Origin of the sequence: Variovorax sp. dw_954 (assembly GCF_018449755.1) — a bacterium.
Lineage (GTDB): Bacteria > Pseudomonadota > Gammaproteobacteria > Burkholderiales > Burkholderiaceae_C > Variovorax.
In genome coordinates, this window is sequence record NZ_JAAVVD010000029.1 from 13,709 (window position 1) to 37,015 (window position 23,307).

General features: G+C 64.3%; 22 protein-coding genes and 1 pseudogene. 11 read left to right on the top strand and 12 right to left on the bottom strand.

Features of this window, described 5'->3' with window-relative positions:
• Nucleotides 1-24: 24 nt before the first annotated feature.
• Nucleotides 25-6,036, bottom strand: coding sequence for an autotransporter outer membrane beta-barrel domain-containing protein (locus tag HB681_RS31590; RefSeq protein WP_213958845.1), 6,012 nt, complete (start codon nt 6,034-6,036; stop codon nt 25-27).
• A gap of 268 nt (nt 6,037-6,304) precedes the next feature.
• On the opposite strand from HB681_RS31590, the gene HB681_RS31595 reads away from it, so the two are divergent.
• Nucleotides 6,305-6,796 carry a hypothetical protein gene (locus tag HB681_RS31595; protein ID WP_213958846.1) on the top strand — a complete coding sequence of 164 codons (492 nt, stop codon included), beginning with the start codon at nt 6,305-6,307 and terminating at the stop codon, nt 6,794-6,796.
• A gap of 54 nt (nt 6,797-6,850) precedes the next feature.
• On the top strand, nt 6,851-7,396 hold the full coding sequence (locus HB681_RS31600) for an Rrf2 family transcriptional regulator (protein WP_213958847.1): 546 nt from the start codon (nt 6,851-6,853) through the stop codon (nt 7,394-7,396).
• A 10-nt stretch (nt 7,397-7,406) separates the two neighbouring features.
• Here the strand turns inward: HB681_RS31600 and HB681_RS31605 are convergent, their stop codons facing one another.
• From HB681_RS31605 to HB681_RS31615, 3 genes are read right to left on the bottom strand one after another with little or no spacing between them, the layout of a single operon-like run.
• A complete protein-coding gene (locus HB681_RS31605; RefSeq protein ID WP_256735168.1) occupies nt 7,407-8,813 on the bottom strand; it encodes an MFS transporter in 1,407 nt (468 codons plus the stop codon).
• Between the two features lie 21 nt (nt 8,814-8,834).
• A complete protein-coding gene (locus HB681_RS31610) occupies nt 8,835-9,293 on the bottom strand; it encodes a DUF3565 domain-containing protein (RefSeq protein WP_256735169.1) in 459 nt (152 codons plus the stop codon).
• Between the two features lie 3 nt (nt 9,294-9,296).
• Nucleotides 9,297-9,947 (bottom strand): alternative oxidase, encoded by a 651-nt coding sequence (locus tag HB681_RS31615; protein ID WP_213958848.1) that lies wholly within the window; start codon nt 9,945-9,947, stop codon nt 9,297-9,299.
• Nucleotides 9,948-10,342: 395 nt separating this feature from the next.
• Here HB681_RS31615 and HB681_RS31620 point away from each other — a divergent pair.
• The 6 genes and pseudogenes from HB681_RS31620 to HB681_RS31645 all read left to right on the top strand — a co-directional run.
• Nucleotides 10,343-10,609, top strand: a pseudogene (locus HB681_RS31620) (transposase); the annotation flags it as partial.
• A 95-nt stretch (nt 10,610-10,704) separates the two neighbouring features.
• Nucleotides 10,705-10,917, top strand: a complete 213-nt coding sequence (locus tag HB681_RS31625) for a hypothetical protein (protein ID WP_213958923.1) — start codon at nt 10,705-10,707, stop codon at nt 10,915-10,917.
• 4 nt (nt 10,918-10,921) lie between these two features.
• Complete coding sequence (locus tag HB681_RS31630; RefSeq protein WP_213958849.1) at nt 10,922-11,077, top strand: hypothetical protein; 156 nt, start codon at nt 10,922-10,924, stop codon at nt 11,075-11,077.
• Nucleotides 11,074-11,184: an autotransporter outer membrane beta-barrel domain-containing protein gene (locus HB681_RS31635; RefSeq protein WP_345944786.1), complete on the top strand. Its 111-nt coding sequence runs from the start codon at nt 11,074-11,076 to the stop codon at nt 11,182-11,184. Before HB681_RS31630 ends, HB681_RS31635 begins: the two co-directional genes overlap by 4 nt.
• A gap of 219 nt (nt 11,185-11,403) precedes the next feature.
• Nucleotides 11,404-11,901 carry a VOC family protein gene (locus HB681_RS31640; RefSeq protein WP_213958851.1) on the top strand — a complete coding sequence of 166 codons (498 nt, stop codon included), beginning with the start codon at nt 11,404-11,406 and terminating at the stop codon, nt 11,899-11,901.
• Nucleotides 11,898-12,314: a DoxX family protein gene (locus HB681_RS31645; RefSeq protein ID WP_213958852.1), complete on the top strand. Its 417-nt coding sequence runs from the start codon at nt 11,898-11,900 to the stop codon at nt 12,312-12,314. Before HB681_RS31640 ends, HB681_RS31645 begins: the two co-directional genes overlap by 4 nt.
• Before the next feature lie 274 nt (nt 12,315-12,588).
• On the opposite strand, the gene HB681_RS31650 is transcribed toward HB681_RS31645, so the two are convergent.
• The gene (locus HB681_RS31650) at nt 12,589-12,771 is read right to left on the bottom strand and encodes a hypothetical protein (RefSeq protein ID WP_213958924.1); all 183 of its coding nucleotides are present in this window, start codon (nt 12,769-12,771) and stop codon (nt 12,589-12,591) included.
• Nucleotides 12,772-13,005: 234 nt separating this feature from the next.
• Here HB681_RS31650 and HB681_RS31655 point away from each other — a divergent pair, with 234 nt between their 5' ends.
• The 3 genes from HB681_RS31655 to HB681_RS31665 all read left to right on the top strand — a co-directional run bounded on the left by HB681_RS31655 (nt 13,006) and on the right by HB681_RS31665 (nt 14,375).
• Entirely contained in the window at nt 13,006-13,788 is a 783-nt protein-coding gene (locus HB681_RS31655) for a hypothetical protein (RefSeq protein ID WP_213958853.1), read from the top strand.
• A complete protein-coding gene (locus HB681_RS31660) occupies nt 13,789-14,034 on the top strand; it encodes a helix-turn-helix domain-containing protein (protein ID WP_213958854.1) in 246 nt (81 codons plus the stop codon).
• Between the two features lie 146 nt (nt 14,035-14,180).
• On the top strand, nt 14,181-14,375 hold the full coding sequence (locus HB681_RS31665; protein ID WP_213958855.1) for a hypothetical protein: 195 nt from the start codon (nt 14,181-14,183) through the stop codon (nt 14,373-14,375).
• Nucleotides 14,376-14,397: 22 nt separating this feature from the next.
• Here HB681_RS31665 and HB681_RS31670 read toward each other — a convergent pair whose 3' ends face one another.
• From HB681_RS31670 to HB681_RS31700, 7 genes are all read right to left on the bottom strand, one after another.
• Complete coding sequence (locus HB681_RS31670; protein WP_213958856.1) at nt 14,398-15,984, bottom strand: amidohydrolase family protein; 1,587 nt, start codon at nt 15,982-15,984, stop codon at nt 14,398-14,400.
• A gap of 382 nt (nt 15,985-16,366) precedes the next feature.
• Nucleotides 16,367-17,995 (bottom strand): carboxylesterase family protein, encoded by a 1,629-nt coding sequence (locus tag HB681_RS31675; RefSeq protein ID WP_213958857.1) that lies wholly within the window; start codon nt 17,993-17,995, stop codon nt 16,367-16,369.
• Nucleotides 17,996-18,702: 707 nt separating this feature from the next.
• Complete coding sequence (locus tag HB681_RS31680) at nt 18,703-19,569, bottom strand: SMP-30/gluconolactonase/LRE family protein (RefSeq protein ID WP_213958858.1); 867 nt, start codon at nt 19,567-19,569, stop codon at nt 18,703-18,705.
• A 31-nt stretch (nt 19,570-19,600) separates the two neighbouring features.
• Nucleotides 19,601-21,208: a bifunctional 3-(3-hydroxy-phenyl)propionate/3-hydroxycinnamic acid hydroxylase gene (locus HB681_RS31685; protein ID WP_213958859.1), complete on the bottom strand. Its 1,608-nt coding sequence runs from the start codon at nt 21,206-21,208 to the stop codon at nt 19,601-19,603.
• A 25-nt stretch (nt 21,209-21,233) separates the two neighbouring features.
• Nucleotides 21,234-21,380, bottom strand: a complete 147-nt coding sequence (locus HB681_RS31690; protein ID WP_213958860.1) for a hypothetical protein — start codon at nt 21,378-21,380, stop codon at nt 21,234-21,236.
• 15 nt (nt 21,381-21,395) lie between these two features.
• Nucleotides 21,396-22,403, bottom strand: coding sequence for an ABC transporter permease (locus HB681_RS31695; RefSeq protein WP_213958861.1), 1,008 nt, complete (start codon nt 22,401-22,403; stop codon nt 21,396-21,398).
• Nucleotides 22,400-23,299, bottom strand: coding sequence for an ABC transporter permease (locus tag HB681_RS31700; RefSeq protein WP_213958862.1), 900 nt, complete (start codon nt 23,297-23,299; stop codon nt 22,400-22,402). The genes HB681_RS31695 and HB681_RS31700 overlap by 4 nt, the downstream gene beginning before the upstream one ends.
• Nucleotides 23,300-23,307: the final 8 nt, after the last annotated feature.

Genomic DNA, 23,307 nt, shown 5'->3' on the forward strand with positions numbered 1-23,307 from the left:
GGCAAGGCGCGACGCCACGGCGAATCAGAACAGGTAGCTCAACTTCAGCGATCCCGTACTGGATGTAAAGCCCTTTGCGAACTCGCCGGTGTATTCCAGCTTCACATCGAGATTCCTGTGCGAGATGAGGTTGACCCCTGCGTTGAGCTTGAGGCGCTGGTTGGGAACGCTGGAAGAGACGTTGAAGGCGTTTGTGCCTGGCGCGGCACCCGCGAACTGCATGCTGGATTCCCACGCAGTATTGCTGTAGACCGCCGCCCCGGCGGCGACATAGGAATGCAGCGTCATGCCGTTGGGAAGCTCAACGCGGTTGCCGATTTCCAGCATCGGCGCGGCCCCATAGGTCGTGCTGCTGGCGCCACTCACTTGCAGATCCAGTGCGCCCGCACCCGTCTCGGTGTATCCGTTTGAGCGCACATGCGTTGCATGCAGGTCGATGTAGGGCTTGAGGTACCAGTCGGTCATGGCGAACTGGCGAGCGATCCGGCTATGGACTCCGATGTGCTCCGCGTCGAAGTTGCCGCTGGCGTTCTCGTTGATGTTGCCGAACTGGATGTTGCGTTGCGAGGTATAGCTCCCGCGCCCGGCGTCGACGGCACCCGAGATCAGCCAGTCCCCAAGCTGCCGCTTGACCACCGCGCCGAGCGTCCAGCTCTGCCCGCTGACGCTGCCGGCGCCATCGGTCCCGCTGAGGCTGCTGCTGTCGTACGAAATGGACCCACCAGCCACCCAGCCGTCGCCAAAGGTCTTCTGGCCGCCCAGTTGCGTGATGGTGCTGTGCTGCTTGTAGCTGGCGCCGAGGTCGCTGCTGTCGCGACGTGCATCGGTGCCGATGCCGCGCGCCCAGACGCAATCGCGCTCGCGCAGCTGCGTCCCGTCGGATTCGAATTGCGGGCAGCTGTTCATGCGCTCGACGAAGGCGTGGCTGGCCAGCAGGCGAGATGTGCCGACGGCTTGGCTGCTCTGGTTGGCAAGCTTGGTCAGCATCGTGCCCAGTTGGGCCTCATTCGGCGCCGTCGAGAGCTGCGCATACGTCTGCGCCATGCCCAGGGACATGCTCGACACGAAGCCTTGGTCCAGGCTGGCTGCCAGGTTCTGCAGGTTCTGTGGCAGATCATGCGTGACGCTGGCCAGCTTGGCGCTCGGGATCACGGACAAGGTATTGATGTTGGTATTGATCCCGTCGAACGCCTGCTGGTAGCTGAAGCCAAAGCTTCCGCCCTGGTCGGTGATGGGGAGATCGGTCAGAACCGCGAGGGGATTGCCCGACAGGATGGGCTGGGCGTTGGGCGCAAGGGTCACGGGGTTCAGCACCACCTTGCCCGCGAAGATTTGCGTCATCCCGGTGACGGCCAGTTGGCTGGCGGCGTGGTTGTAGAAGTCGACCGTGGTCTGGATCGTCCCCCAGCTGTTGAATGCCCCATCCAGCGTCGACTGGCTCAACGCGTTGAAGTTGGCGCCGAAGATGTTCAGTGTGCCTGTGCTGTTGTTGTTGACCACGAAAGCGTTGCTGTACTGGTTGGTGCCCCAGTAGCCGTCGTTGTTGAGCGTTCCGCCACCGCCCAACTGCACATTGCCGTAAAGCTGTGCGCCGGCCTTGTTGTTGACCACCGCAAATGCGCCTGCGCCTGCGCCTTGCGCCTGCACCGCGGTGCCGTTGGTGTTGGCGATGAAGCCGCTGTTGTTGACCTGGCCGTTGCCGTTCGTGTTGCCGTTGCCGGTCAGGAGGATGGCCGGCGCGCTGGCGTTGCCCCAGATCGTTCCGGTATTGACCACATTGACGCCACTGGCGCCGTTCTGTCCCTCGGAGTTGGCGAAGATCGCGCTCGAGCCAGGGCCCTTGGCCTGCACGGTGCCGCTGTTGGTGATGTTGATGCTGCCAGCGTTGCCGGTGCCGCCGAGCGAGCCCATCAAGAGCCCGTCCGGGAAGGCCACCAGCCCGCCGCCGCCGCCGATGCTCTGGGCAAAGATGGCATGCGCATTGGCGCCGGTCGTCAACACCGTGGCGTTCGAGCCGACGTTGATCGTCAGGTTGCCGCCGTTGCCCGTGCGTTCCTTGGTGATCGGAATCGAGGCGTGTCCCTCGGGCGCAAAGGCCGCGTACGTGCTGGTGGCGGCCGCGAAGTCGCCCGCCAGAATGCCACCGCCCCCGACGCTTTGCGCCAGGATGCCGAAGGCGCCGTCGCCCGCCGTGCTGAGCTGCTGGTTGACCGTCACGTTCACGGCGCCCGCGTCGCCGGTCACCTGTGCGTGTTGCACGAACGGATTGGCGGGGCCGAGCGTCACGCCCTGCACCATGCCGCCGCTGCCGCCGACGCTCTGCCCAACGATACCGTGCGCATTGCGGCCGGTGGTGGTGATGTAGTCCGCAACCACCGTCACCGCGCCACCGTCGCCGCATGCGACCCGGATGTGGTCGCGGCAGGGTTGCGGATTCGCCGGCGGGAGAAGGTTGCCCGCGTCGGTGCTGCCGATGACCAGGCTGGTCACAGCGCCATTCGTCGGATTGGTGCCAACGGTCGTGTTGCTCGTTGGATGCATGACGACCATGGTGCCGCCACCGCCACCCACGCTCTGTGCCAGGATGCCGACCGCGTCGTTGCCGTTGGTCGTGAGGGCGGCCTGCAAGGTTGTGTTGGTGTGCTGCACATTCACTGCGCCACCGTTGCCGTTCACGTCCCCGGTGCCACCGATATAAAGCGTCAGCGCGCCCTGCGTGCCGCTGCCGGCACTGTTGGTCACTGTCGAATGTCCGCCGCCGGCCGCGACGCTTTGCGCCAGGATGCCGTAGCTCGCATCGCCCTGCGTCGTGATCAGACCGGTGTTGTTCACGTTGACAGTGCCGCCATTGCCGGCGTTGAAGCCGCGCCCGCCGGTGTAGACCCAGCCGGTAAAGCTCGGGTTGATCGTCAGGTCGTGGTCGTTGATGTCGGTGGTGCCACCTTGTCCACCGCCGCCGCCCACGCTTTGGGCCCACACGCCCGCCGAGAGCGGCCCGTTGGTCGCGATGCGTGCAGCGTTGTTGACGGTCACGGTGCCGCCGTCGCCGTAGGGCGCGGGGTTGCCCTGGTCGTTGCCGCCACCCAGCACGGAAGTGACGGTGTTGCTCGAGGCGTCGGGTGCGCCGCCGGGCGGCTGCGTGCCGGTCGCGTTGGCTGCAGCGTAGGCGTTCGAGAGGCTGACGAGGCTGTCGATGGTGTAACCCTGCCAGCTGTTCGGCTGCCACGCTATCGCACCGCCAGCGTAGGTCTGCAAGTCGGCCGGCGCGTGACTGCCGGACAGGAAGTCCTGCACCCCGAGCACCGCCACGGCGTTGATGCCGCTGGTCGGCGTGCCCGCCTTGCCGCCGCCACCGCCGATCGATTGCGCATAGATGCCGGCCGAGTCCGCGCCGAAGGTCAGCACGTTGCCATTGTTGGTCACCGTGACGGCGCCGCCGCTGCTTTGCGACTTGCTGGCGCCGCCGATCGACAGCTTCTTGACGTTCTTGCCGCCCGCGCCGTGGCTGCTCGCAGCCCCACCCAGGCCGCCCCCGCCCCCGACACTCTGCGCGAAGATCGCATCGGCACTGTCGCCCTGCGTCAGGATGTTGCCGTCATTGGTTGCGATGACCGTACCGCCTGCCGCCCCGTTGCCTCCGTCGCCGCCGGCCGAGATGTCGTAGGTCGCGCCTTTCGCGCCAGTCTTGACCAGAAACAGCGTGTCCTGCTTGCCGCTGCCGCCCGAGCCGCCACCGCCGGAGATGCTCTGCGCGAACATGCCGCGCGCGCCGTCGCCAACGGTCCAGATCAGCGCGCCGGCCGCGTTGGTCGCAGTCGCGCTGTCAGCCGTGCCACCGGCGCCACCGGAACCGCCCACATCCACCGTGACCTCGGCGGTCATGCCCTTGCCGAAGCTCGCGTTCACGGCGGATGACTGGCCGCCGTTGCCGCCACCCCCTGCGATGCTCTGCGCGACCAGGCCATTCGCACCTGCACCTGAAGTGAAGATCAAGGAGTTGTTGGTCGCCGTGGCATTGCCGCTGCTGCCGCCCGAGCCCCCCTTGCCACCCACTGAAATGTCGATGCTGATGGCAGGCGTGTTGCCGTTGATCTGCAATGCGTCGGCTTTGCTCATGCCGCCGTTGCCGCCGCCGTTGCTGATGCTCTGTGCGATCACGCCGTAGGCGTCCGAGCCCGAGGTGAGGACCTGTCCGTTGTTGGTGCTGGTGACATCGCCACCGTTGCCGCTGGCACCGCCGGCACCGCCCACGGCCACCGTGACGTTGAGCGGGCCGCTCACGGTCATCGAGGCGGCCGAGCCACCGTCGCCGCCGCCACCGCCCACGGCTTGGGCCATCATCCCCTTGGCATGGTCGCCGGAAGTCGAGAGGATGCCGAAATTGGCATTGCTGACCCAAGGCATTCCCGGGTCTCCGGCATCGCCACCGGCGCCCCCGTTGCCGCCGACGGTGTAAGTCATCGCGCTGGCGCCCGCGTTCACCAGGCTGGCGGAGCCTCCCAGTCCACCGCCACCGCCAATGCTCTGCGCCACCAGCGCGCTGGAGTGCTGCCCGGCGGTCCGGATGACGAGTCCATCCAGCGCGCTCTTGTGCGTGGCATCGGCCGCATAGCCATTGGTCACCGTGACAATGCCGCCGGCGCCGCCTTTCTCTCCGTTGCCGCCGATGCTCACGCCGGCGATGTACGAGCCGGCCGATACCGACCCGCCATAGCCACCACCGCCGCCGATGCTTTGCGCCACCACACCGCCGGAATCGTCGCCGGTGGTGCTGATCAAGCCGCCGCCGGGATAGTCGCCGAGCGTCGCGCTGACGGTCCCGCCACTGCCGCCGTTGCCGCCATTGCCCGCATGCTGCGAGAAGGCACCGCCTGCCGCGGGGCCGTTGCCGCCGGGCCCGCCGATCGCCTGCAGCACCACGCCGGGCGCAGAGTAGCCGGTGGTCTGGATCTGCGCGCTGCCGGTGCTGAAGGTCACGTTGCCAGCCGTGCCGGCTGCGCCGCCCGCGCCCGACACGCCCTTCGCTCCGTCGCCTCCACCGCCGGCGCCACCGAAGCCGCCCAGGCTCTGCGCCATGATGGCGGCAGCCAGGAAGGAGGCCGTGCCAGCCACCGGGTTGGCGGAAGTGTCGAGCGACACGTTTTGACCGGTTGCCGGCGTCGCCGCGCCAGTCGCACTGACGGCCACGCTGGTGTTGCCATAGCCGCCAAAGTTCAGCGTCACGTTGCCGCCCGCGCCGCCGCTGCCACCCTTGCCACCCGCGCCTTCGCCGAAGCCTCCCGTTCCCTGCGCGCCGGTCGATCCGGCGCCACCTTGGCTGGTGGCAACGAGGCCGGAACCCGCCGAGGTAATCGAGGCACCCCACACAGTGACGTTGACATTGCCGCCCTGTCCGCCGTTGCCGCCGACGGCGCCGTCCGCGCTTCCGATGCTCTGAGCGCCGTTGCCGGGCAGGCCGCCGGCACCGCCGGTCGTCGTGAGTTGTACCGCGGCGGTTCCCGGTGTGTTGCCCTGCCAGCCTTGCGTGCTGCTGATCTGGTCGTGGGAAATATCCTCAATTGAAAAGGTGACCGTGCCGGCAGCGCCGCCATCGCCAGCCTTGCCCGGCGTGCCGAGCGAGTCGCCCATGACGCCTGCACTGCCGCCCATGCCGCCTGCGCTGGACAGCGAGATTGGAGGATTGGTTGCGCCGCTGCTGACGGTCGCCGGAATGGATGGCTCGCCGCTGAACACGGCACCACCGACATCGCCACCGGTGCCGCCGTCGCCGCCATTCCCGCTGGACGAAGCGCGCGTCACCCCGACGCCGCCGACGCCACCGGAGCTGCTCAGGCCCAGCACCAATGAAGAGCCGCCCGTCAGGCTGTTGGCGCCTTGCATGGTGTAGCTCAAGCTCGGTGCGGTGCCGCCCGTCCCACCTGCGCCATGGGTACCCGGATCGAGGTCCGTGCCCGGCATACCCGTTGAGCCGGTCACCGTCTGTACAACGGGCTGCGTGTCGCCCAGCTCGGCGGCGCCTGTTTGTGGTGGATGCATGAGCAATCCACTCACGGCCATGACAGCGAAAGCCTGCAGAAGAATTTGATGGATCGGGCTCGGCGCGAATGGGGGTGCGGCGAGTTGGCGGCGTGGGGTTTGAAAGGTCGTCTTCATGATGTATGAAGACTAAGGAAGCGGCCACAAATTGAATGTCCATGGCGTCCCGTTTCTTGCGAGACCATCCGATCGTACGGGTCACGCACTGGCGCGGAGCGACCGTCAGCGCATTCGTAGAATGTGCACACCGTCATTAACGGGTACTGCCATGATTGATCCGGTCGTCGTCGGTCTCGTCAGCGCGGTAACCGCGCTCGTAGCGTCGGTCACGGGACCGCTCGTCACGCTCTACATTGGACGATCCCAGATCCGGGCCTCGGTGCTTGCGGCGAACAGGCAGAAGTGGATCGAAAGCTTCCGCGAAGCAATCGCGACGTTTTGCGCGCAGATCGCTGCCATCGTTCACACCCGGGAGAAGATCCTCGCGGACGGAAGAATTCGCATCTCCTCGGATCCCGAAATGCTTCATCGCCTTGAGAATCTGATCCTGACTTTTACCCGCATCCGGCTCTTGACCGATCCGTTGGATGAGGATCACCACCGATTGCTCGGAGACATGCAGGAATTGCTCAGGTTCTTGCAGGCGGCATCGCCGACCGCGGACATACAGTCCGAAGTCGAAGCTGCCGTCGGGAAGATTGTGGAAGCAAGTCTTCGTGTTCTGCGAAGGGAGTGGGCGCGGGTGAAGCGGCTGGACTGATCGAGGCCTCACCGGCGCAGTGCGCATTTAAAAGAAACAGGTAAAATGTTTTTTATGCGCCTGACCCTTTTCACCGACTACTCGTTGCGCGTACTGCTGGTCCTGGCCACTCGCACAGAGTCATTGGTCACGATCGCCGAGCTTTCGAAGGCGTTCGATATATCGCACGCGCACCTCATGAAGGTCACGCACATGCTGGGCAAGTCGGGGTGGGTGGATACGGTTCGCGGTCGCAACGGAGGCATGCGCCTGTCGGCCCATCCATCGAAGCTCAAGCTAGGCACGATCGTCCGTCATCTCGAAACCGACTTTGCGCTGGTGGAGTGCTTCGGGGAGAACAATCGATGCGTCCTGACTGGCGGATGCGAGCTCGCCGCGGTGCTGGCCCATGCCATGCAGGCGTTCCTGGCCGAACTGGATCGTTACAGCCTCGCCGATATTGCGAGCTCGAGTCCGGCGCTGATGGAACTGCCGCTATGGCAGGAAGTGACCTGGCAAGCGCGCGTGAAGCGGCCGACCCTCGAGGTCGTGCCCGGCGTGGCCGATGCGCTGCTGAGCGAGCCTGCGCCCGCGCGCAGCCGCAAGAAGCGCGAAACCTAGCCGTCGCTCCTCAAGCAGTACGTCGCTGGCCGTCAAGCGGCGGAACGCTCCTGGCAACCACCACGCTCACGACCAGCACCGATACGAACGCAAGCGCGCAGACGACGACCAGCAGCCACATGGATGCGCTATAGCCCCCAAGGGCACGGGGGTCGGTCCCGGCGAAAGCGCGATACACGGTCGTGGCCAGGCTAAGGCCCAGCGCGCCAGCGAAGTTGTGCAGCGTCCACGCAGCGCCAGTGGCCAGTCCCGCCAGCGCTGGCGGAACCGCCGCGATCGCGGCCATGGTCGACGGTCCCAGAAGGCATCCCCATCCGACGCCCATGAAGGCAAACGCCGTGATCACGGCAATCCAACTCGTCGTCGAGGCAAATTGAGTCTGCAGCGCGGCCGACGCCATCAGGACGACAAGTCCCGCGAGCATCGGTTCGGTCGTGCCACGCCGGTCGGCCCATCGTCCGGAGAGCGGTGACGCAATCGCCATCACGGCTGTTGTCGGAAGCAACAGCCAGCCGGTGGCGGTGCTGTCGCAACCGCGCGCGAGCGACAGGTACATCGGCATCAGGAAGAAGGCGCTGCAATAGAAGAACGCGAGCGAGGCGCTCGCGATGGCGGCGCTTGCGAAGCGAAGATTGGCGAACAGGTCGAACTGGAACAACGGAAACCTTGCCTTGCGTTCCGTCCAGACGAATGCGCACAGAAGAAGCGCTCCCGCGCCCGCGAGGCACGTGGTACGAAGCGAAAGCCAGCCCCAGTCCGCACCTTGGACGACTGCGAGCAGCAGACAGGGCAACGCGAGCATCGCGACGATCAGTCCAACAACATCCAACGTCTCCGCGCTCGACGCGCGCGATTCCATGACGCGTCCCCGGCACAGCAGGAAGCCGATTGCAATGAGCGGCACATTCATGAGAAAGACGGCGCGCCATCCGAGCAGCCCGACCACCAAGCCACCGACCACGGGCCCGATCGCAAGGCCCAGTCCATTCGCACCGAACAGCAGGCCGATCGCCTTGCCGCGTTCCGCTTCCGGGAACATCTGCGTCACGACCGCAGTGGAGGCGGTGTAGAGCGCGGCGCAAGCGATGCCTTGCACGAGTCGCCACGCAATCAGCGCCTGGACGTTCCAGGCCAGGCCGGCACCCAGGGATCCGATCGCGAAGAGAACCATGCCCGCGTACAAGGCGCGCCGTCTGCCGCGCAGGTCGGCGAGACGGCCGGCCGCGACCATGCAGGTCGACAGCCCGATCAGGAAGGCGGTGACGATCCATTGCGAGGTCTGGACGTCGGCATCCAGTGCCTGCTGAATCGCCGGCATCGCGGTGTTGACGATGGTGAAGTCGATGCAGCCGAGAAAGCTGGCGATAGAAATGCCTGCAAGCGCGACGCTACGGCTGCGGGCGGTGGAGGCATGCATTGCCAGCATCACACCAGCCCGTCACGCAGCGCCATGGAACTCGACCCTGAAGCGGACGCTGTCCAGCGGCTCGACACTGTGAAGCACCTCGGGCACGACCACGCCGGGCAGGTCGGGCGTCAGAACCGTGTCGACATTCCATGCCGGTACGCGATAGCGCAGTCGGCCTTCCAGGACGTGGATCCTTGCCCACACGCCCTTGCGCGTCGAGTGATCCTTGCGCAACGCGGCCGGAACTGTTTGCTCCGTGAAGACGGGGGTCTGCTTGTAGGGCACGAAGTCCTCAGGCAGTTCGAAGCGCTCGCAACGCGTACAGGTCAGCGCATTGCCCAGATGCGATTGCCGTCCCTCGTCGGTCAGGACCCAGGGGCGCGACGCGAGGGGTGGGTTGTGCCTGACATGTTGAAGGTGACCACAGTCGAGCCGGGCCATCCAGTGATGTTCCCCGTCCTGCGCGTAGCCGGCTATGAGGCGTTCCATGGCTTAGAGCGCGAGCGCCCGGCTGCCGTCGCCGTCGAGTGCATCGGCCATTGCGTGGTTCACGTCGCGGTGTTCGGCCTCGTCGTTGCGAACGGCCAGCACCACGTCGCGCAGGCGTGCCGTCGGCGCCAAGTTCCAGTAGGCGATCGCGATGTCCGGCGCGGGAATGTTCTCCACACGGCCTTCGTCGATCTCGGCCAGGTAGCGCGTGTAGCTGACGACCGCCTCTTCCTCGAAGTAGCCGACCAGCCGGTGCGCAGTCCGCGAGGAGGCCAGATACAACGCGAAGAAAAAGCAGAAGAAGACGGCCTGTGCGATGAGGACGACCGCCCGCTCGAACCAGTTGGGCCGCGCGATCTTGACGAAGGTCATCAGGTGCATGCGCTCGTTTTCTGCTTCGTCAAGCAGCTTGTGGATCCAGCCTTCGTCATCGACCATCCAGCGCAGGCACTTCAGGTGCACCAGCATGCCGCCGACCATGCCGGGCACCGCCGCAACCGTTTCCAGGACGATGGCGCGGTTGCCATAGCGCTTGGCAAAGAAGGTGTCGGCCAGGAAACGCAGCGACAGGGTGATGGAGAGGGCGATGCGGTCGGACCAGCCGGCGGCGTCATGGTGATGTGTGAGGCTGCGGGGGGAGGCGTCGGGATTCATACAGGTCGTTCGTGGGATTGTGTAGCTGTGTTCAGGACGCTCCTTCGAGGATGTTTGCCGCGCCCACTTAAAACATGTATGTATTGTATTGCTTTAAGCCATGCTGTCAACAATTTGCGACGAGGTAGTCATGCTCTGCGAAGCTGAGCGCCAGCGTCATGTCGGCCATGGAGGGTCCAGGAGAGACCACTTTGCGGGGCGGGGCCTGGCAGCGAGCGGCATCGCGTGCGGGTGCAACTCGAGCGAGGCACCCTCGGCTCACTTTTTTCCCCGGATGAGTTGATGGACGTGATGTTTGCGTATTGGCGTCAATAGCGCCTACAACTGGATGCCAACAAGTATTGGCGCGCACCGCAGGACGCGCGCGAGTCATGAAGTGAAGGTTTGATTTGAAGCACCCACATGTGCACCACATCGTGCCCGATGGAGGGCTGGCCTCCGATGGCAAGGCCTGGGTGGCGTGCCGCCCCGGATTCTTCCTGCCGGTGCGCATGCTGTCGCGGTTGTCCCGGCGCGGCTTCCTGGAAGAGCTGCAGCAGCTGCACGAAGGTGGCAAGCTCAAGTTCTTCGTCGTGCATGTCCCACTGGCCGACGCGAGGGCCTTCAAGGCGTGGCTCGCGTCACTGCGCAAGGTCGACTGGATTGTCTGCGCCAAGCGGCCCGCGGTCGTGCATCGCTCGCCCCAGTGTCCGGGCAGGTATTTCACAACCCTAAGCAATTGCTGTCTTTCGGCGAACCCGACCGACTGGCAGATGTCATGCCGGAAGCCGACATCGCATCAGAGAGTCGCGCGCAGGCCGGCGAGGCCGACAAGCTTCCGCGCGCCGGTGGCGGCGGCAACGGCGGCGACTCGACCGCGGCGTCGTATGCCAACGGTAGTGATGGCAGCACCAACGTCGGCGTGAGCACGGCGGTGGGCGGCAAGGGCGGTGGCGGCGGCACTGCCGGCAGGCCGGGTCGAGATGGATAACGGCATGACCCTGCGGCCCTATGCGGCCGTCGGTGCGACGGTCAACAACAAGAACGAGTGGGGCGCCACCGCGCAATTCCAGGGCGCTGCACCCGGCGTGGCGCCTTTCGAGACCGGCGCCAGCGCACGACCACGCTCGGCAACGTGCGCCTGGGCGTGAACCTGCTGGTCAAGAAGAACCTGGAGGTGAGGGCGGAGTACTCGGGCCAGTTCGGCTCGGGCTACCGCTCCAACGAGGGCATCCTGCGGGTGAACTATCTCTTCTGACGCGCGGGTGGTGCACCTCTTCACGCGCCACTGGCTGACTTCTTGTGGCCCAGGTTCGCGAGACGGCGCCGCATCGCCCCCTCCGATACATGACGACAAAATTTGAGACGCAAGGGAAACCCGGCGCGGCGGGCAATTCCTACGATCAGTCGATGCAGTCAGCGCATGCGACGCAGCAGCCCTGACTCCGATCGACCCTTGCCTCATGAGACCCGAAACATGCTCTGCAAAAAACTTCATCACGCTGCATTCCGTTGCAAGGACGCCGTTGCGACCACGCACTTCTACAACGGTGTGCTCGGCCTCACGTTCTCGCATGCGATCAACCAGCAGGTGGTGCCCTCCACCGGCCGGCTGAGCCCGCACATCCACCTCTTCTTCGGGATGGAAGACGGCAGCAGCATCGCCTTCTTTGAATGCCCGGACGAGCCCGGCGAGATGAAAGACATGGCCTCGCCCGACTGGATCCAGCACTTCGCCTTCGAAGTGGAAAGCCGCGAGGTGTTGCTGCAGGCCAAGTCCGAACTCGAGGCGTTGGGCCTTCAGGTGCTCGGCCCGGTGGACCACGACGGCTACGTGCTCTCGATCTACTTCCACGATCCGTCGGGCCACCGACTGGAACTGACGACGCCGCTGTGCGCGCGGCAACGTCTGCGGGACTTCGAAGTCGAGGCGCCGCGCGTGCTGGCGCGCTGGGCGCAAGGGAGCGCACGATGAGCGCCGTCTTGCCGACCGGAACGCGCGGCGCGCGCTGGACCGGACACATCCTCGCAGGCGCTGCCATCCTCGCCTTGCTCGTCGACGCCGGCGTTTCAATCTTTGCGCCGCAACTGATGGCCAACGACCTGGCGCGCACCGGGTTCGCGATCGCGCTTTCGCCGGTGATCGGCGGTGTGTTGCTGGCCTGCCTCGTGCTCTATGCGATCCCCCGTACCAGCGTGCTCGGGGCGATCCTTCTAACGGGCTTTCTGGGCGGCGCGATCTGCACGCACATGCGGATCGGCGAGATGGGCTCGCCACCGCAGATCGTGTCTGCGGTACTGGGTATTGCCGTGTGGGCGTCGCTCTATCTGCGGCTCGATGCCGTGCGGGCGCTGCTTCCGCTGACCGGCCTATCTGGCGCCCGCTGAAGCGCAGGCCATCAGCGCATCGCTGTTGCCGTGGACGCTGCGTGCCGGCAGGTCGATCCATTGAGCACCGAGGTCAACATCTGGGACACTGGGGCCACACCCCGCGGTAGCGCCATCGAACAATGAAGTCCTCACCACTTCTGCAGCGGCAGGCCGACGGGCGCTGGCCGATCGTCTCGGAGATGTACATGGACGCCAACCGCGAGCAAAGCTACCGGGCGCACGCCTGAAGCTCAGGCCTTCGCCGCCGCCGCCGGCGGTGGCGTGCGCAGTGTCAGCTCGGCAGGGCCAGCGCAGAGCCAAGCAGCGTCTCCCAGGCGCGCGAGGCGAGCAGCGCAACCGAATGCTCGCCTGCGGCCGCGAGCGTCAGCCCAGCGTGAAGGAACAGGCCCCGGCCAGCACCGGCTGGCAGCCGCGCGGCGGGCAATGCTGATGGGTTGGTGACGAAGAATGCCATTGGCTCGCTTGACACCTCAATCATGAAACGCAGAGAGCTTGTTCCGCCCGCTTTGGTGGCCTCATCTTTGCCAGATGCATGCACAGCATGCTTTGCTGCTCGACACTTCTAGCAGGCACGAGGCGGTTCCAGGCCGCAAGGATCGATTCGACGACGTCGTGCAAACGGCATACGCCCTTGCCCCGTTCATGCGCCAGCCGGATACTGCCCCCCGCCAACGGAGGACAACTGCGAATGGCGAATGGCGGAGGTTTGCCGCGCCTGCACCTGGTCTCCAGCCAGCTCCCGGTGCAGGAGCGATTCGAGTGTTGGCAGCAGAGCCTTGGCGGCACATCCAACGTGTCGGTCCCCGAGGGCGCGCGGCCGGAGGAGAGCACCTACGACGTCTCGATCTGGCAGTTCGGCACGGTGCTGCTGAGCGATAGCGTCTTCGGCCCGCGCTCGCAGACCCGCACACTGCGCAATGCACGTGCCGACAAACTCGACCACTACCGCGTGATCCTGCAGACCGAGGGCGAACTGCGCCTGGAGGCCGATGGCCGCCGCTTCAAGGTCGAGGCGGGCGAACTGGTGCTGACGGACATGTCGCGCGAGGAGCGCTACGAGACCACGCGCGGTGCCAACGTCGTCATGTTCATCCCGCGCCAGATGCTCGACGAGGTCTTGCCGCGCAGCTTCGACCTGCACGGCGCGCAGCCGGGCGGCGCCACGGCGCGCATGATGGCCGCCCACCTGCGCGCGCTGGCCCGTGGGGCCGCGCAACTCCAGCCGCAGGAGACGGCGGCGCTCGCACGCGCCACGGTCAACCTGCTGGCCGCGAGCCTGGTGCCTTCGGCGCAGACGCTCGACCATGCGCGCCCCACGATCGAGGGCAATCTGTTGCGCCAGGCCTGCCGCTACGTGGACCTCCACCTCGGCGAGCCGGAACTCTCGGCCGAGGCGCTGTGCGCCTTCTTCAAGCTATCGCGTTCCACCATCTACCGGCGGTTCGAGCCCCTGGGCGGGGCGGCGCACTAGGTGAAGGAACGGCGCCTCGCGCGCATCCACGCGGTGCTGTCCTCGTCGACGCAGCGGCAGTACCTCGGGCGCATCGCCGAGGACCATGGCTTCAAGAGCACCACGCATTTCAGCCGCGCGTTCAGGGAGCAGTACGGCTACGGCTCCAACGAGGTGCGCCAGCGCGGGCTGCTGGTCGCGAACGAGCCAGCCACCAGCGCAGGCCAGGCCGCCTTCGACAAGTGGCTGCGCTCGCTCCGCGATTGATGCGACTTTGCGAGGTCGCATGAGACGCACGGGCAAGAACTGACACGTCCCGTTGAGACGCCTCGCACATAAATTCCTAGAATTTCACCATCCTTTTCACACGGTGCTCTTCCATGACTCTGGCGTGTCAACCCCCACATCCTCACATGCGCTTCGATTCGCGCGCGACGTCGGCGCGGGAAGCGCTTGACTACTGGCGCGGCTCGCTTTCGCAAAGCTGGGACATGCAGCTGGCCGACGACGCGGACCCGGCACACTTCCATGCCGACGTGACGATGTGGCGCATGTCCGAACTCATCGTCGGCGCCGCCACCTTCGGGCCAACGCAGACCACTGCTTGAAGCACGGCCTGGCCTGCGAACGTCAGTGCCCGGCCGGATGCTCGGTCAGCACCCTGTTCTTCAGGGCATCAAGTTGTTGACGGGAATAGTATCGGCCCGCGCGAACCACCGCGAATATCTTGTGCATGTTCTGGACGCCGTCGATCGGATTGGCATCCAGCAAAACCAGATCGGCATACTTGCCGGCTTCCACGCTCCCAATGGTCGCCGTCTTGCCGACGAACTCGGCGCCGTTGAGCGTGGCCATCTGCAACACATGCAGGGGCGAGATACCGGCCTTTTCCAACTCGTCGAATTCCTGGTGCAACGAGAAACCGGGCACCAGGAATGCGCCGCCCATATCGCTTCCCGTCGCCATCTTGACGCCCGCCGTGTCGAATAGCTTCACGATCTTCTGGTCCATCGCGTAGGCTTGCCGCAGCGTCTGCTTGGTGGCCGGGGACAGATTTTCAGTGAAGTCTTGCGCCACGCTACGCCAGAGCTTCAGCGCAGTGGGCGCCATGTAGCGCAGATGGTCGTTCACGAACTCCGGCGCATCGCCCATCTCCATCGTATGCAGACGGATCAGCGTGGGCACTTGCCACGTGCCGTTGGCGACGAACGTTGCGGCAAGCTGGCGGCACTTGTCTTCGCTGTAAGTGTCGATCGCGTGCTGGAGCCGAACAATGTCGCGGGCATCCGCTTTCGCGTAAGGGTTGGCGACCAGCTTTTCCATGTACCAGCCAACGATCTTGTCCATGAACGGGATCTTGAACGGAGGCCCCTTGAGGGGAGGCAACTTGGCGAGCTCCTGTTTCAGGGCTTCCTCATCGCTGGAGCATGCGATCGGTATGCTGTCGCCCGCGCCCAGATGCTCCATCGACTTCATGCCGCCCTTGGAAGCTGCCGCGGCATCGACGCCGCTCGGGAGGTGGCCGATGTAGGGAAGACCGAGCCTCTTGGCCTCGGCTTGTGCCGCAAAGAACGTGGGCGCATTGACGGCGATCACCTTGATGAAGTCGGCGCCCTCGGCCTTTTGCTGCCTGACCGTGGCGACCGCTGCTTCCGGTGTGCCTGCATTGAGGGGATTCAAGATCGTCCCCGGCATGCCAAGCAACGCGGGCGAATCCTGCGGCATTTCGAGCGCTCCTGCCTTGCGCTCGGCGAGCAATTCCGAACTGCCCTGCATCTGATGAAAGCCGGTGATGCCATTGGCGAGCATCAGCTCCAGCGTGCCGGTCGGATCACCCTTGCCCAACGGGTGCGCGTGCTTTTCGAGATACCCGGGCACCACGAACTTGCCGTGCGCATCGATCGTCTCGATCAACGCGTCAGGTGCGGCAGCGCCGGCCGGCGCAGTGCTGACGATCTTGCCCGCATCCATGAGGATGCTCATATTGGGTGTGAGACTGCCGTCTTGCGTGCGGACCACAGTCACACCCACGAGCATGACCTTGCCCGTAACCGCGGCCTTGACCGGCGGCTCATGTTGCTTTGAACCACAGCCGCCCAATATGCCGGCGATGCTTGCGGCAAGCAGCAGGCTTTTGCAAAGCGTTGTGACCGACTTTGTCTTGCGCGAAGCGGCTTCGAAAGCGTCATGCGCACAGTAGGCTCGAAAAGGCGTCATTGGGTTCCTGTTTGCGACACATGCGTATATCGGAGGACTGGGTGCATGGCGCGTAGCCGATCAAGTCCTTGGACTCATGTTCGGGCACATCGCAGGTGGGCTCTGCAGAGGTAGTCGGATTGGGAAGTCCGGCACTGAATTCTGGATGATGATGGCGGGAGAACCATCGGTGTTGTCCTTGAGACTGTCAGTCGTGCTGCGAATGCTGCAGCGCCGGAGATTATTCGCGACAGAAAGAATGTCGCCGACACAGGGGCTGCTTCTGGTCCTTTCTGAGATGGACCACGCACCTGTTCGCCCAATCCAACGCCTTGCGCTCCATGTCGATGGCGCGGTTGGGCAAACCGGTAAAGCGCTCAGACTTGCTTCGCGCGTTCGACCGTCACATCAAATCCTGGCACCAGGGTCCGGCAGATCTGTTCCGGTCGATGAACTGAAGCGGCGCCACCGGAGTTGCCTCGACTTCGGCGCCGCGCTCGCCGAACACCATGCGTCTGGGGTCGGATGGCTTGTAAGTGGGCCACCTCGGTAGTCCCGTGCCGTTTGGATTTCCCGTCTTCGCGAAATTCGCATAGTAAGTGGACATCTGGGTTGCCACTTGATAGTCCGCATCGCTCCAGCTTGTCGCGATCTGCTTCAGGTTGTCGAAAGCATATGGAACCTCTGCGCCGTGCGATGGCGCACCTCCCTGCCACTGGGCTGGAGTCGCCTTCTTGAAGAAAAACAGGTAGACATTCGTCGGGTCGTTCCGCGCCTGCAGGTCGGCCCATCGCCACGTCGGGTAAGCAATCGCCATGTCGCCGACCATGTAGTGCGCGGACGCGATCGACTCGGCTTCGGTCGCATGAGGATGCATCTTCAGGAACTCCGGCGCAGATTTTCCGAAGGTCTTTTCTGCCTGCGCGACGAAAGCTGAAGGGGTTTGAGCAGTCTTCCACACTGGCTCGCAGGTGCCGGGGTGGCGGCTGATTTTCATGAACGTTTTTCCTTCGTCCAAGTTCCAGCCCGCGATCAGGTCCACATTGTTCTGCGCTCCACGCGCAAAGGTCTGCTCCGGCGCCTCCTTCAGGAAATAGCCATCGATCGTCGGCGCGAACAAGCCGGGGTGAAACATGTGCCCTTCGCCGTTATTGCTGACTTCGACCAATCGGTCAGCGGGCATCGCACGCAGCTCGGCGAGCGAGTTCGCCTTTGCCACCTGCATAAACGTCTGACCGCGCTTCTCGGCCCAAGCGAGGGGCCTTACCGGCAGCGTATCGACGGTCGATCCCAGTGAGGCACCGCTATCGCCGATACCCCGTCTGAAAAGACCCTTGGCCATTGGCGATGCGGTCAACGCGCTGACGCTCACCGAACCGGCAGATTCGCCGAAGATCGTGACATTATCGGGATCGCCACCGAACGCAGCGATGTTGCGTCTTATCCATTGCAAGGCAGCAAGCTGATCGAGTGCACCGTAATTGCCGGAGGACATGTTCGGCGATTCAGCGGTGAGTTCGGGATGGGCCAGATACCCGAGCACGCCGACTCGATAGTTCAGGCTGACATAGACCAAACCTTTGTCCACGAAGCTGTCGCCATCGTAGTCGGCTTGATTGCTATACCCATAGCCCAGGCCGCCGCCGTGAATCCAGACTAGAACCGGACGTCGGGCGGAGTCCGAGGCCGACCAGACATTCAAGAACAGACAGTTTTCGGACATGCCGCTGCCGCCGATCGGCTTGTAAGCCGGAAACGGGCCTTGCTGGCAGCGGTCGCCAAAATCCCTTGCACTGCGAACGCCAGTCCACGGCTTCGCTGGCTGTGGTTCACGCCAGCGCAGATCGCCGATCGGCGGTGCAGCGTAAGGGATGCCTCTGAATACGCGGACTCCGGCGCTGTCGAGAGTCCCTTCCAGATTTCCCGAATCGATCTTGACCTGTGGAGGACGATCCTGAGCCGACGCGACGGAAGTAAAGGCCATACCCACGGCAAATACTGCGGCATAGAGTGGGCGGGCGAGATTCAGCAAGGGTTGTCTCATTATTTCAGCTCGACTTTGGCAATCCGACCTCGTGATTGGCCCGCAGAGGTCAGGATTCAAAATGCACACGGAGACGGCGGGCTGCTGCGGCTGTGAAGCGCATCGTACAGTTCATGGTTGCATCGAAGGAGATGTCAGAAGTGCCGTACTGATACTAGAAACGAATCGCCGTGCAAGAGGCATGGTCCAGTCTCGATATGGAGCAGGCGCACATCAGAACAATCGCCAAGGTCGGCTTTCGAGAGGCGCTGTCTTTGGGCCGACGAGCGCGACTGGCTGCAACCAGTCGTGGCTGTGTGAAAACGCCGTTGAGCGTGTCCAAGCGCAAATCCGCAAGTCAAGTCGAGCCAAAGTTGCTGCCGACCGCCCCGAGTAATCATGGGAGCGCGATATGCCGATCTTGTGTGCTGTGCTGTGCTGAGCGCGCGTTTTGGGGAGGCCGAGCATGACGAAGCGCTCACGCGCTTAACAACTTCATGGCCCGCATCGTTTTGGCGATGTAGAGGATGCTCATCACGCGCTTTAGGTTGCAAGCCAGCACGTGAGCAGCCAGAAAGCCGCCAATTTGCTATAGAGCTTGGATCTTGCCGACCTGCATGCGACCTTGACGTCCGCGATAACGCCCGGATCCAATGAATGCGGCAATCAATCCGCGCCAGTTGCGCGATCGTGTGCGAGAGCAGTCGCGAGGCGGACTAAGGGACGCCATGACCGGCCGCCCCTACTCTGAGGTGCCGAATGCTGCCGGTACGAAGGATCTTTGCCTTGTCGGATTCATCAACCTCCGAGACCCCCATGAAGAGTTGGTGTCGATCGTCACCGCCCAATACGCACGAGACGGCTCTTTCCTTTCCGATGGGGATGCGAGCGATGACGCGCCCGTCGGGTGAAATCCGCTGGAACTCGTTGTCCCAGAGGAGGGCCACCCACAAGCAGCCCTCGGCATCGAGGCACATGCCGTCCGGGCGTCCGGACAGTTGGGCATGGACGCGTCTTTCGGACAGCGATCCGTCGGCCGACATGGCATAGGCACTGACGCAGCGACCAAACGTCTCGGCCAAGTAGAGGGTGCAGCGGTCGCTCGAGATCGCGATACCATTTGGAAACCGCACGTCTTCAGCGGCCACCTGGCAACCGCCGCCCTCTGTCCACGCGAGAAGGCGCCCAGATACCTCGGGCTCACCTTTCAACAAGTCGAAGCCGGTGTCGCCGACCCAGGCCCGCCCGCTTTGATCCACAACCATGTCGTTCAGCAATCCTTTGACGGCGGTCGACAGGTCCGCCGCCAACTCGGGTTCGCTCCCGGGCAAGATCCACCATAGCTTCCGGTCGAGCGCGGTGGCGGCGAGCAGTCGCCCGTCCGGCATGAAACCCAAGCCCCCGGGGCGTCCGGGCAGATGGGCGACTGCCTTCGCTTCCTCGCCGGGGACTACGCGCATCACACGGAAGTTGTGCACATCGGAGAACCAAAGCGCGCCGTCGCGCCAACGCGGCGATTCCGGCCAGGTGAGCCCGTCGACGGCAAGGCGGGGAAGAGGGGCGACGTGATCGTTGAGGGGCATTGCAGCATGTCGAGCCGAGGTCATATGGGGATCAGGCGTTGACCGCTTGGCGCTGGTGAACTCCGAGCTGGGCAAGTAGGTCGTCAACCACGCTTCCCAATTGCCCTGCTTCGCAGCCCCCAAACACATAGAAGTCGGGACGCACGAGGATCGTTTCGACACCATGCCGCTGAAAGTAGGCGCCGTAGTCACCATCCACATCCATCTTGGCGTCGATGTAGTACGCGTACACACCCAACGCTTCCATCTTCGCGCGACGATGCGCATCGAGCATCGACATCGGATCGCCGACGACGCTGAGCAACGCGAATTTTCCCTTCGGCGAGAAACTGTCGAGCAAGCTCACCGCACCGCGCAGAAGCACTCGCCCTTGAACCGCGAGATCGCCGACCGGCGCGCGCAGACTGCCGTCCGACTCCCGGTGGAGCAGGCCACTGTCGAGTTTGGGAAAGGCCGGCATGGGGGGTTGCCACCCGTTTCGAAAACGCGCGTCGCGTTCCTCGGCGGCCGAGAAGTCGACCGTGCACGGAAGCTTGCCCGACTCGATGGAGATCAGTGTCCAGTCGCGCACATGCGGCGAGCGTTCGGCTTCGTATGAGTCCAGCAGGTCCATGTTGCTCAGGCCACGCAACACCAAGTCGAGCTTCCAGCTCAGATTTGCCGCATCACGAATGCCGGAACACATGCCTTGCCCCATGAACGGCGGCATGGTGTGGGCGGCGTCGCCCATCAGCAGAACGCGGCCATCTCGCCATCGTTCCGCCAGCCTTGCGCTGAATACGTAGGGCAGTTGTCGGACGATCTCGACGTCATCGGGCGTCACACCCTGATCGGCCAGTAACTCCCAGGCCTTCTCGGGATGCGAGAACGCTTCGGGCGTCTCACCCTCGAACATGTACCACTCCCAGCGTCGGTGGCGTTTGCCCAGCGGAAGCACAGTGACCGGCCTTCGCGGATCGCAGATCTGGCCGCAATCCGGATCGAAGCGAGCCAGCTCACGCTTGCGCCGCGCGTCGACCACAAGCCAGCGCTCGTTGAAGCCAAGGTCCTGCTGTTCGATGGCGAGCTGTTGGCGAACAGGGCTGTTCGCGCCATCGGAGGCGACAAGGAAGCGGCCGCAAATGCGCGCTTCGTCGCTGGACACCTCCAGCTGGCCAGCGCCGTTACTCGGTCGAGTGCGACGCATCACAAGCTCGACGTGGTCCGCGTGCTGGATGAGGTCCATCGCCTGCCATCCGAAGTAGGTTGTGACATTTGCGTCCCGCTCGAGCCGTGCCGCGAGTGCGCTGTCGATCAGAGGCATGAACATCATGTAGTCGGCGTTGTAGCCCGAGACACCTTTGGCGCCCCAGGCGAACTCAATCAACTTTTCGCCCTGGGCGTTCTTCCAGATGTAGTCATCGGGCGCTTCGGCATCTGCGAGCACCGGGCCTGCGCAGTCGATGCTCTCCAGCAAGCGAGCGATCTCGTGATCGATGTGGCCGGCTCTCGGATGACCATAGAGGCCTTCATGCTTCTCCACGATCGCCACGCTGTGACCCGCCTGGGCGATAAGGGCCGCGGACGTCATGCCGACCGGCCCCCGGCCGATCTGGATCACGTCGAAGATGGGCAGCGCTTGAGTGTTTGCCGATGTCATGCAGTCTCCTTTGTCTTATGAATGTTCACCGCGACTCGATGTTGGTGGCGAAACCTTCGGGAGGCGGGGGACCCCGGACGTAGGACGAATCCTCGGCTGCGTGGTCCCCGGCCACCCATTCCATGCCGGCAGCAATCCACGAATGGATTGCCAGCAGCGAGTTGGTCTTCATCAATATCTCCGGTCCTCAAGACCTTGCCGGAGGTACAGCAGCAGCGTGAGTCGCTGGCCGACGCACCCATCGGCGGTTGAAATCGTTGATGCGTCGCCGCAGATCGCCGCCATCCAGAATGCCCACGAGCAGCAGCACGGCGCCGGTGACGATGTCCTGCACAAAGGGTTCTACCCCCAGTGCGGTCAATCCCGACTGAAGCGCCGAAAGGACCAGCACACCTCCAGCGATGCCGATGGGGTTTCCGCGCCCACCGCGCAGCGAAACACCACCAATGATTGCGGCGGCCGCGGCCGGCACCAAAGTGTTGGACAGCGGAAGAGGAGACGCTGCGGCGAGGCTGTAGCTCAGGAGGGCGCCGCCGAGCGCGCTGCACATGCCGGCCAGCATGAAGGCCGTGATCACGACGGTGGCGACGGGCACTCCGGCCACCAGTGCCGCCTTCGGATCACTGCCGGCCGCCAGCAGATCGCGCCCGGCCCGAGTCCGCCCCACGATGATGGCCGAGACCGCAAACAAAGCGACTGCCACAAGGAAGCGCACGGACATGGGCCCCAGGATCGGGCCGTCGAGAAGCGCGGGGATGCCCGGCTGGTCGAGCCGAACTTCCTGGTTGCCAGTCACCACATAGGCAATTCCCGTTGCCGTCAACAGGCCTCCCAGCGTGACGCCGATCGAGCTCAAGTTCAGGCGCGTGATGATCGTGCCCTGCACGAGTCCAAATGCGGCGCCGACCGCCACGGCCGCCAGCACGCCGAGCACCGGTGACGATCCGCCCAGAAGCACGGCGACGCAGCCGGCGAGGCCCACGACGCCCGCGACTGACAGGTCGAAGTTGCGAGCCAATATCGTCAGTCCGAGACCCAATGCCACGGGTCCCAAGGTCGCGAAATGTTGCAGCACGCTGTGAGCGGTCGACAGGCTGAGAACCGTCCCGCCGCCCATCGACGCAAACACCGCGACCGTGAGGGCAAGCAACAAGTATGGCCGGGCCGTTCGATTGCTCCAGATGCGAGACATCATTGCTTTCTCCTCCATTGAAGGACGATCACGAGCAGCACCACCAACCCCAGGGCCAACTGCTGGAACTGGGCGTTGAACCCACGCAGCACGAGCACAGCCTGCAGGATCGCGATCAGCAAGGTGCCCAGCACCGTTCGCCCCACCGACCCGCGGCCACCGTGAATCAGCGTGCCTCCCACCAGGACCGCACTGATGGCGCCGTACTCGAAGCCGGCGCCGTGCTGCAGATCACCGGACCCATAGCGCGAGGCGCTCAGCACAGCAGCCACCGAGGTGAAGAGGCCGGCAATGCCGTAGGCCCAGGTCGTGCTTCGCCAGGGCTCGATGCCGGCAGCCAAGAGGGCAGTGGGATTGCTGCCTGCGAGCATGATCGTGCGGCCGACGCGTGTGAAGCTGAGGATGGCCTGGCCCAGGGCAGCGCAGATCAGAAACGCGATCAGGGGTCCAGGCACCGGTCCGAAGTTGCGCTTGAAGATCGCTGCGTCCGCACTCGTGATGTAGAGCCCGCGCCCGCCCGTGAGCACGCTCGCAATCCCAATGATCAGCGACAGCGCTGCCATGCTGACGATGATCGGGTTGGCGCGCAGGTAGCCGATGACCCAGCCTTGCAGGCCGTTCAGTGCGAATCCAAACAGCAGCGTGAGCGCAAATGCCGGCCAGGTACCCAGGGGAAGGACAGCGACGAAGACCACGCTTGACGCAGCCACACTCGCACCGAGGCTGAACGACATGATGTTTCCGCTCAGGGTGATGAACGTCATCCCCACTGCAACGCACCCTACGAAGGACATTGCCGAGAGCAGGGATCGAATGCTCGCCTGCGACAAAAAGCCAGGCGTTGCCAAGGCAACCGCAATCAGCGCAAGCACGACCAGCAACCGGGCGTAGTCGGCCATCCTGAATT

What these genes read in the sequence shown, in the direction of transcription:
- HB681_RS31630 (WP_213958849.1), top strand. Translation starts at nt 10,922, where the DNA reads ATGACCCTGCGGCCCTATGCGGCCGTCGGTGCGACGGTCAACAACAAG.
- HB681_RS31625 (WP_213958923.1), top strand. Translation starts at nt 10,705, where the DNA reads ATGCCGGAAGCCGACATCGCATCAGAGAGTCGCGCGCAGGCCGGCGAG.
- HB681_RS31665 (WP_213958855.1), top strand. Translation starts at nt 14,181, where the DNA reads ATGCGCTTCGATTCGCGCGCGACGTCGGCGCGGGAAGCGCTTGACTAC.
- HB681_RS31615 (WP_213958848.1), bottom strand. Translation starts at nt 9,947, where the DNA reads ATGAATCCCGACGCCTCCCCCCGCAGCCTCACACATCACCATGACGCC.
- HB681_RS31685 (WP_213958859.1), bottom strand. Translation starts at nt 21,208, where the DNA reads ATGACATCGGCAAACACTCAAGCGCTGCCCATCTTCGACGTGATCCAG.
- HB681_RS31640 (WP_213958851.1), top strand. Translation starts at nt 11,404, where the DNA reads ATGCTCTGCAAAAAACTTCATCACGCTGCATTCCGTTGCAAGGACGCC.
- HB681_RS31590 (WP_213958845.1), bottom strand. Translation starts at nt 6,036, where the DNA reads ATGCATCCACCACAAACAGGCGCCGCCGAGCTGGGCGACACGCAGCCC.
- HB681_RS31650 (WP_213958924.1), bottom strand. Translation starts at nt 12,771, where the DNA reads ATGGCATTCTTCGTCACCAACCCATCAGCATTGCCCGCCGCGCGGCTG.
- HB681_RS31670 (WP_213958856.1), bottom strand. Translation starts at nt 15,984, where the DNA reads ATGACGCCTTTTCGAGCCTACTGTGCGCATGACGCTTTCGAAGCCGCT.
- HB681_RS31655 (WP_213958853.1), top strand. Translation starts at nt 13,006, where the DNA reads ATGGCGAATGGCGGAGGTTTGCCGCGCCTGCACCTGGTCTCCAGCCAG.
- HB681_RS31690 (WP_213958860.1), bottom strand. Translation starts at nt 21,380, where the DNA reads ATGAAGACCAACTCGCTGCTGGCAATCCATTCGTGGATTGCTGCCGGC.
- HB681_RS31595 (WP_213958846.1), top strand. Translation starts at nt 6,305, where the DNA reads ATGATTGATCCGGTCGTCGTCGGTCTCGTCAGCGCGGTAACCGCGCTC.
- HB681_RS31695 (WP_213958861.1), bottom strand. Translation starts at nt 22,403, where the DNA reads ATGATGTCTCGCATCTGGAGCAATCGAACGGCCCGGCCATACTTGTTG.
- HB681_RS31700 (WP_213958862.1), bottom strand. Translation starts at nt 23,299, where the DNA reads ATGGCCGACTACGCCCGGTTGCTGGTCGTGCTTGCGCTGATTGCGGTT.
- HB681_RS31605 (WP_256735168.1), bottom strand. Translation starts at nt 8,813, where the DNA reads ATGCATGCCTCCACCGCCCGCAGCCGTAGCGTCGCGCTTGCAGGCATT.
- HB681_RS31600 (WP_213958847.1), top strand. Translation starts at nt 6,851, where the DNA reads ATGCGCCTGACCCTTTTCACCGACTACTCGTTGCGCGTACTGCTGGTC.
- HB681_RS31680 (WP_213958858.1), bottom strand. Translation starts at nt 19,569, where the DNA reads ATGCCCCTCAACGATCACGTCGCCCCTCTTCCCCGCCTTGCCGTCGAC.
- HB681_RS31610 (WP_256735169.1), bottom strand. Translation starts at nt 9,293, where the DNA reads ATGGAACGCCTCATAGCCGGCTACGCGCAGGACGGGGAACATCACTGG.
- HB681_RS31645 (WP_213958852.1), top strand. Translation starts at nt 11,898, where the DNA reads ATGAGCGCCGTCTTGCCGACCGGAACGCGCGGCGCGCGCTGGACCGGA.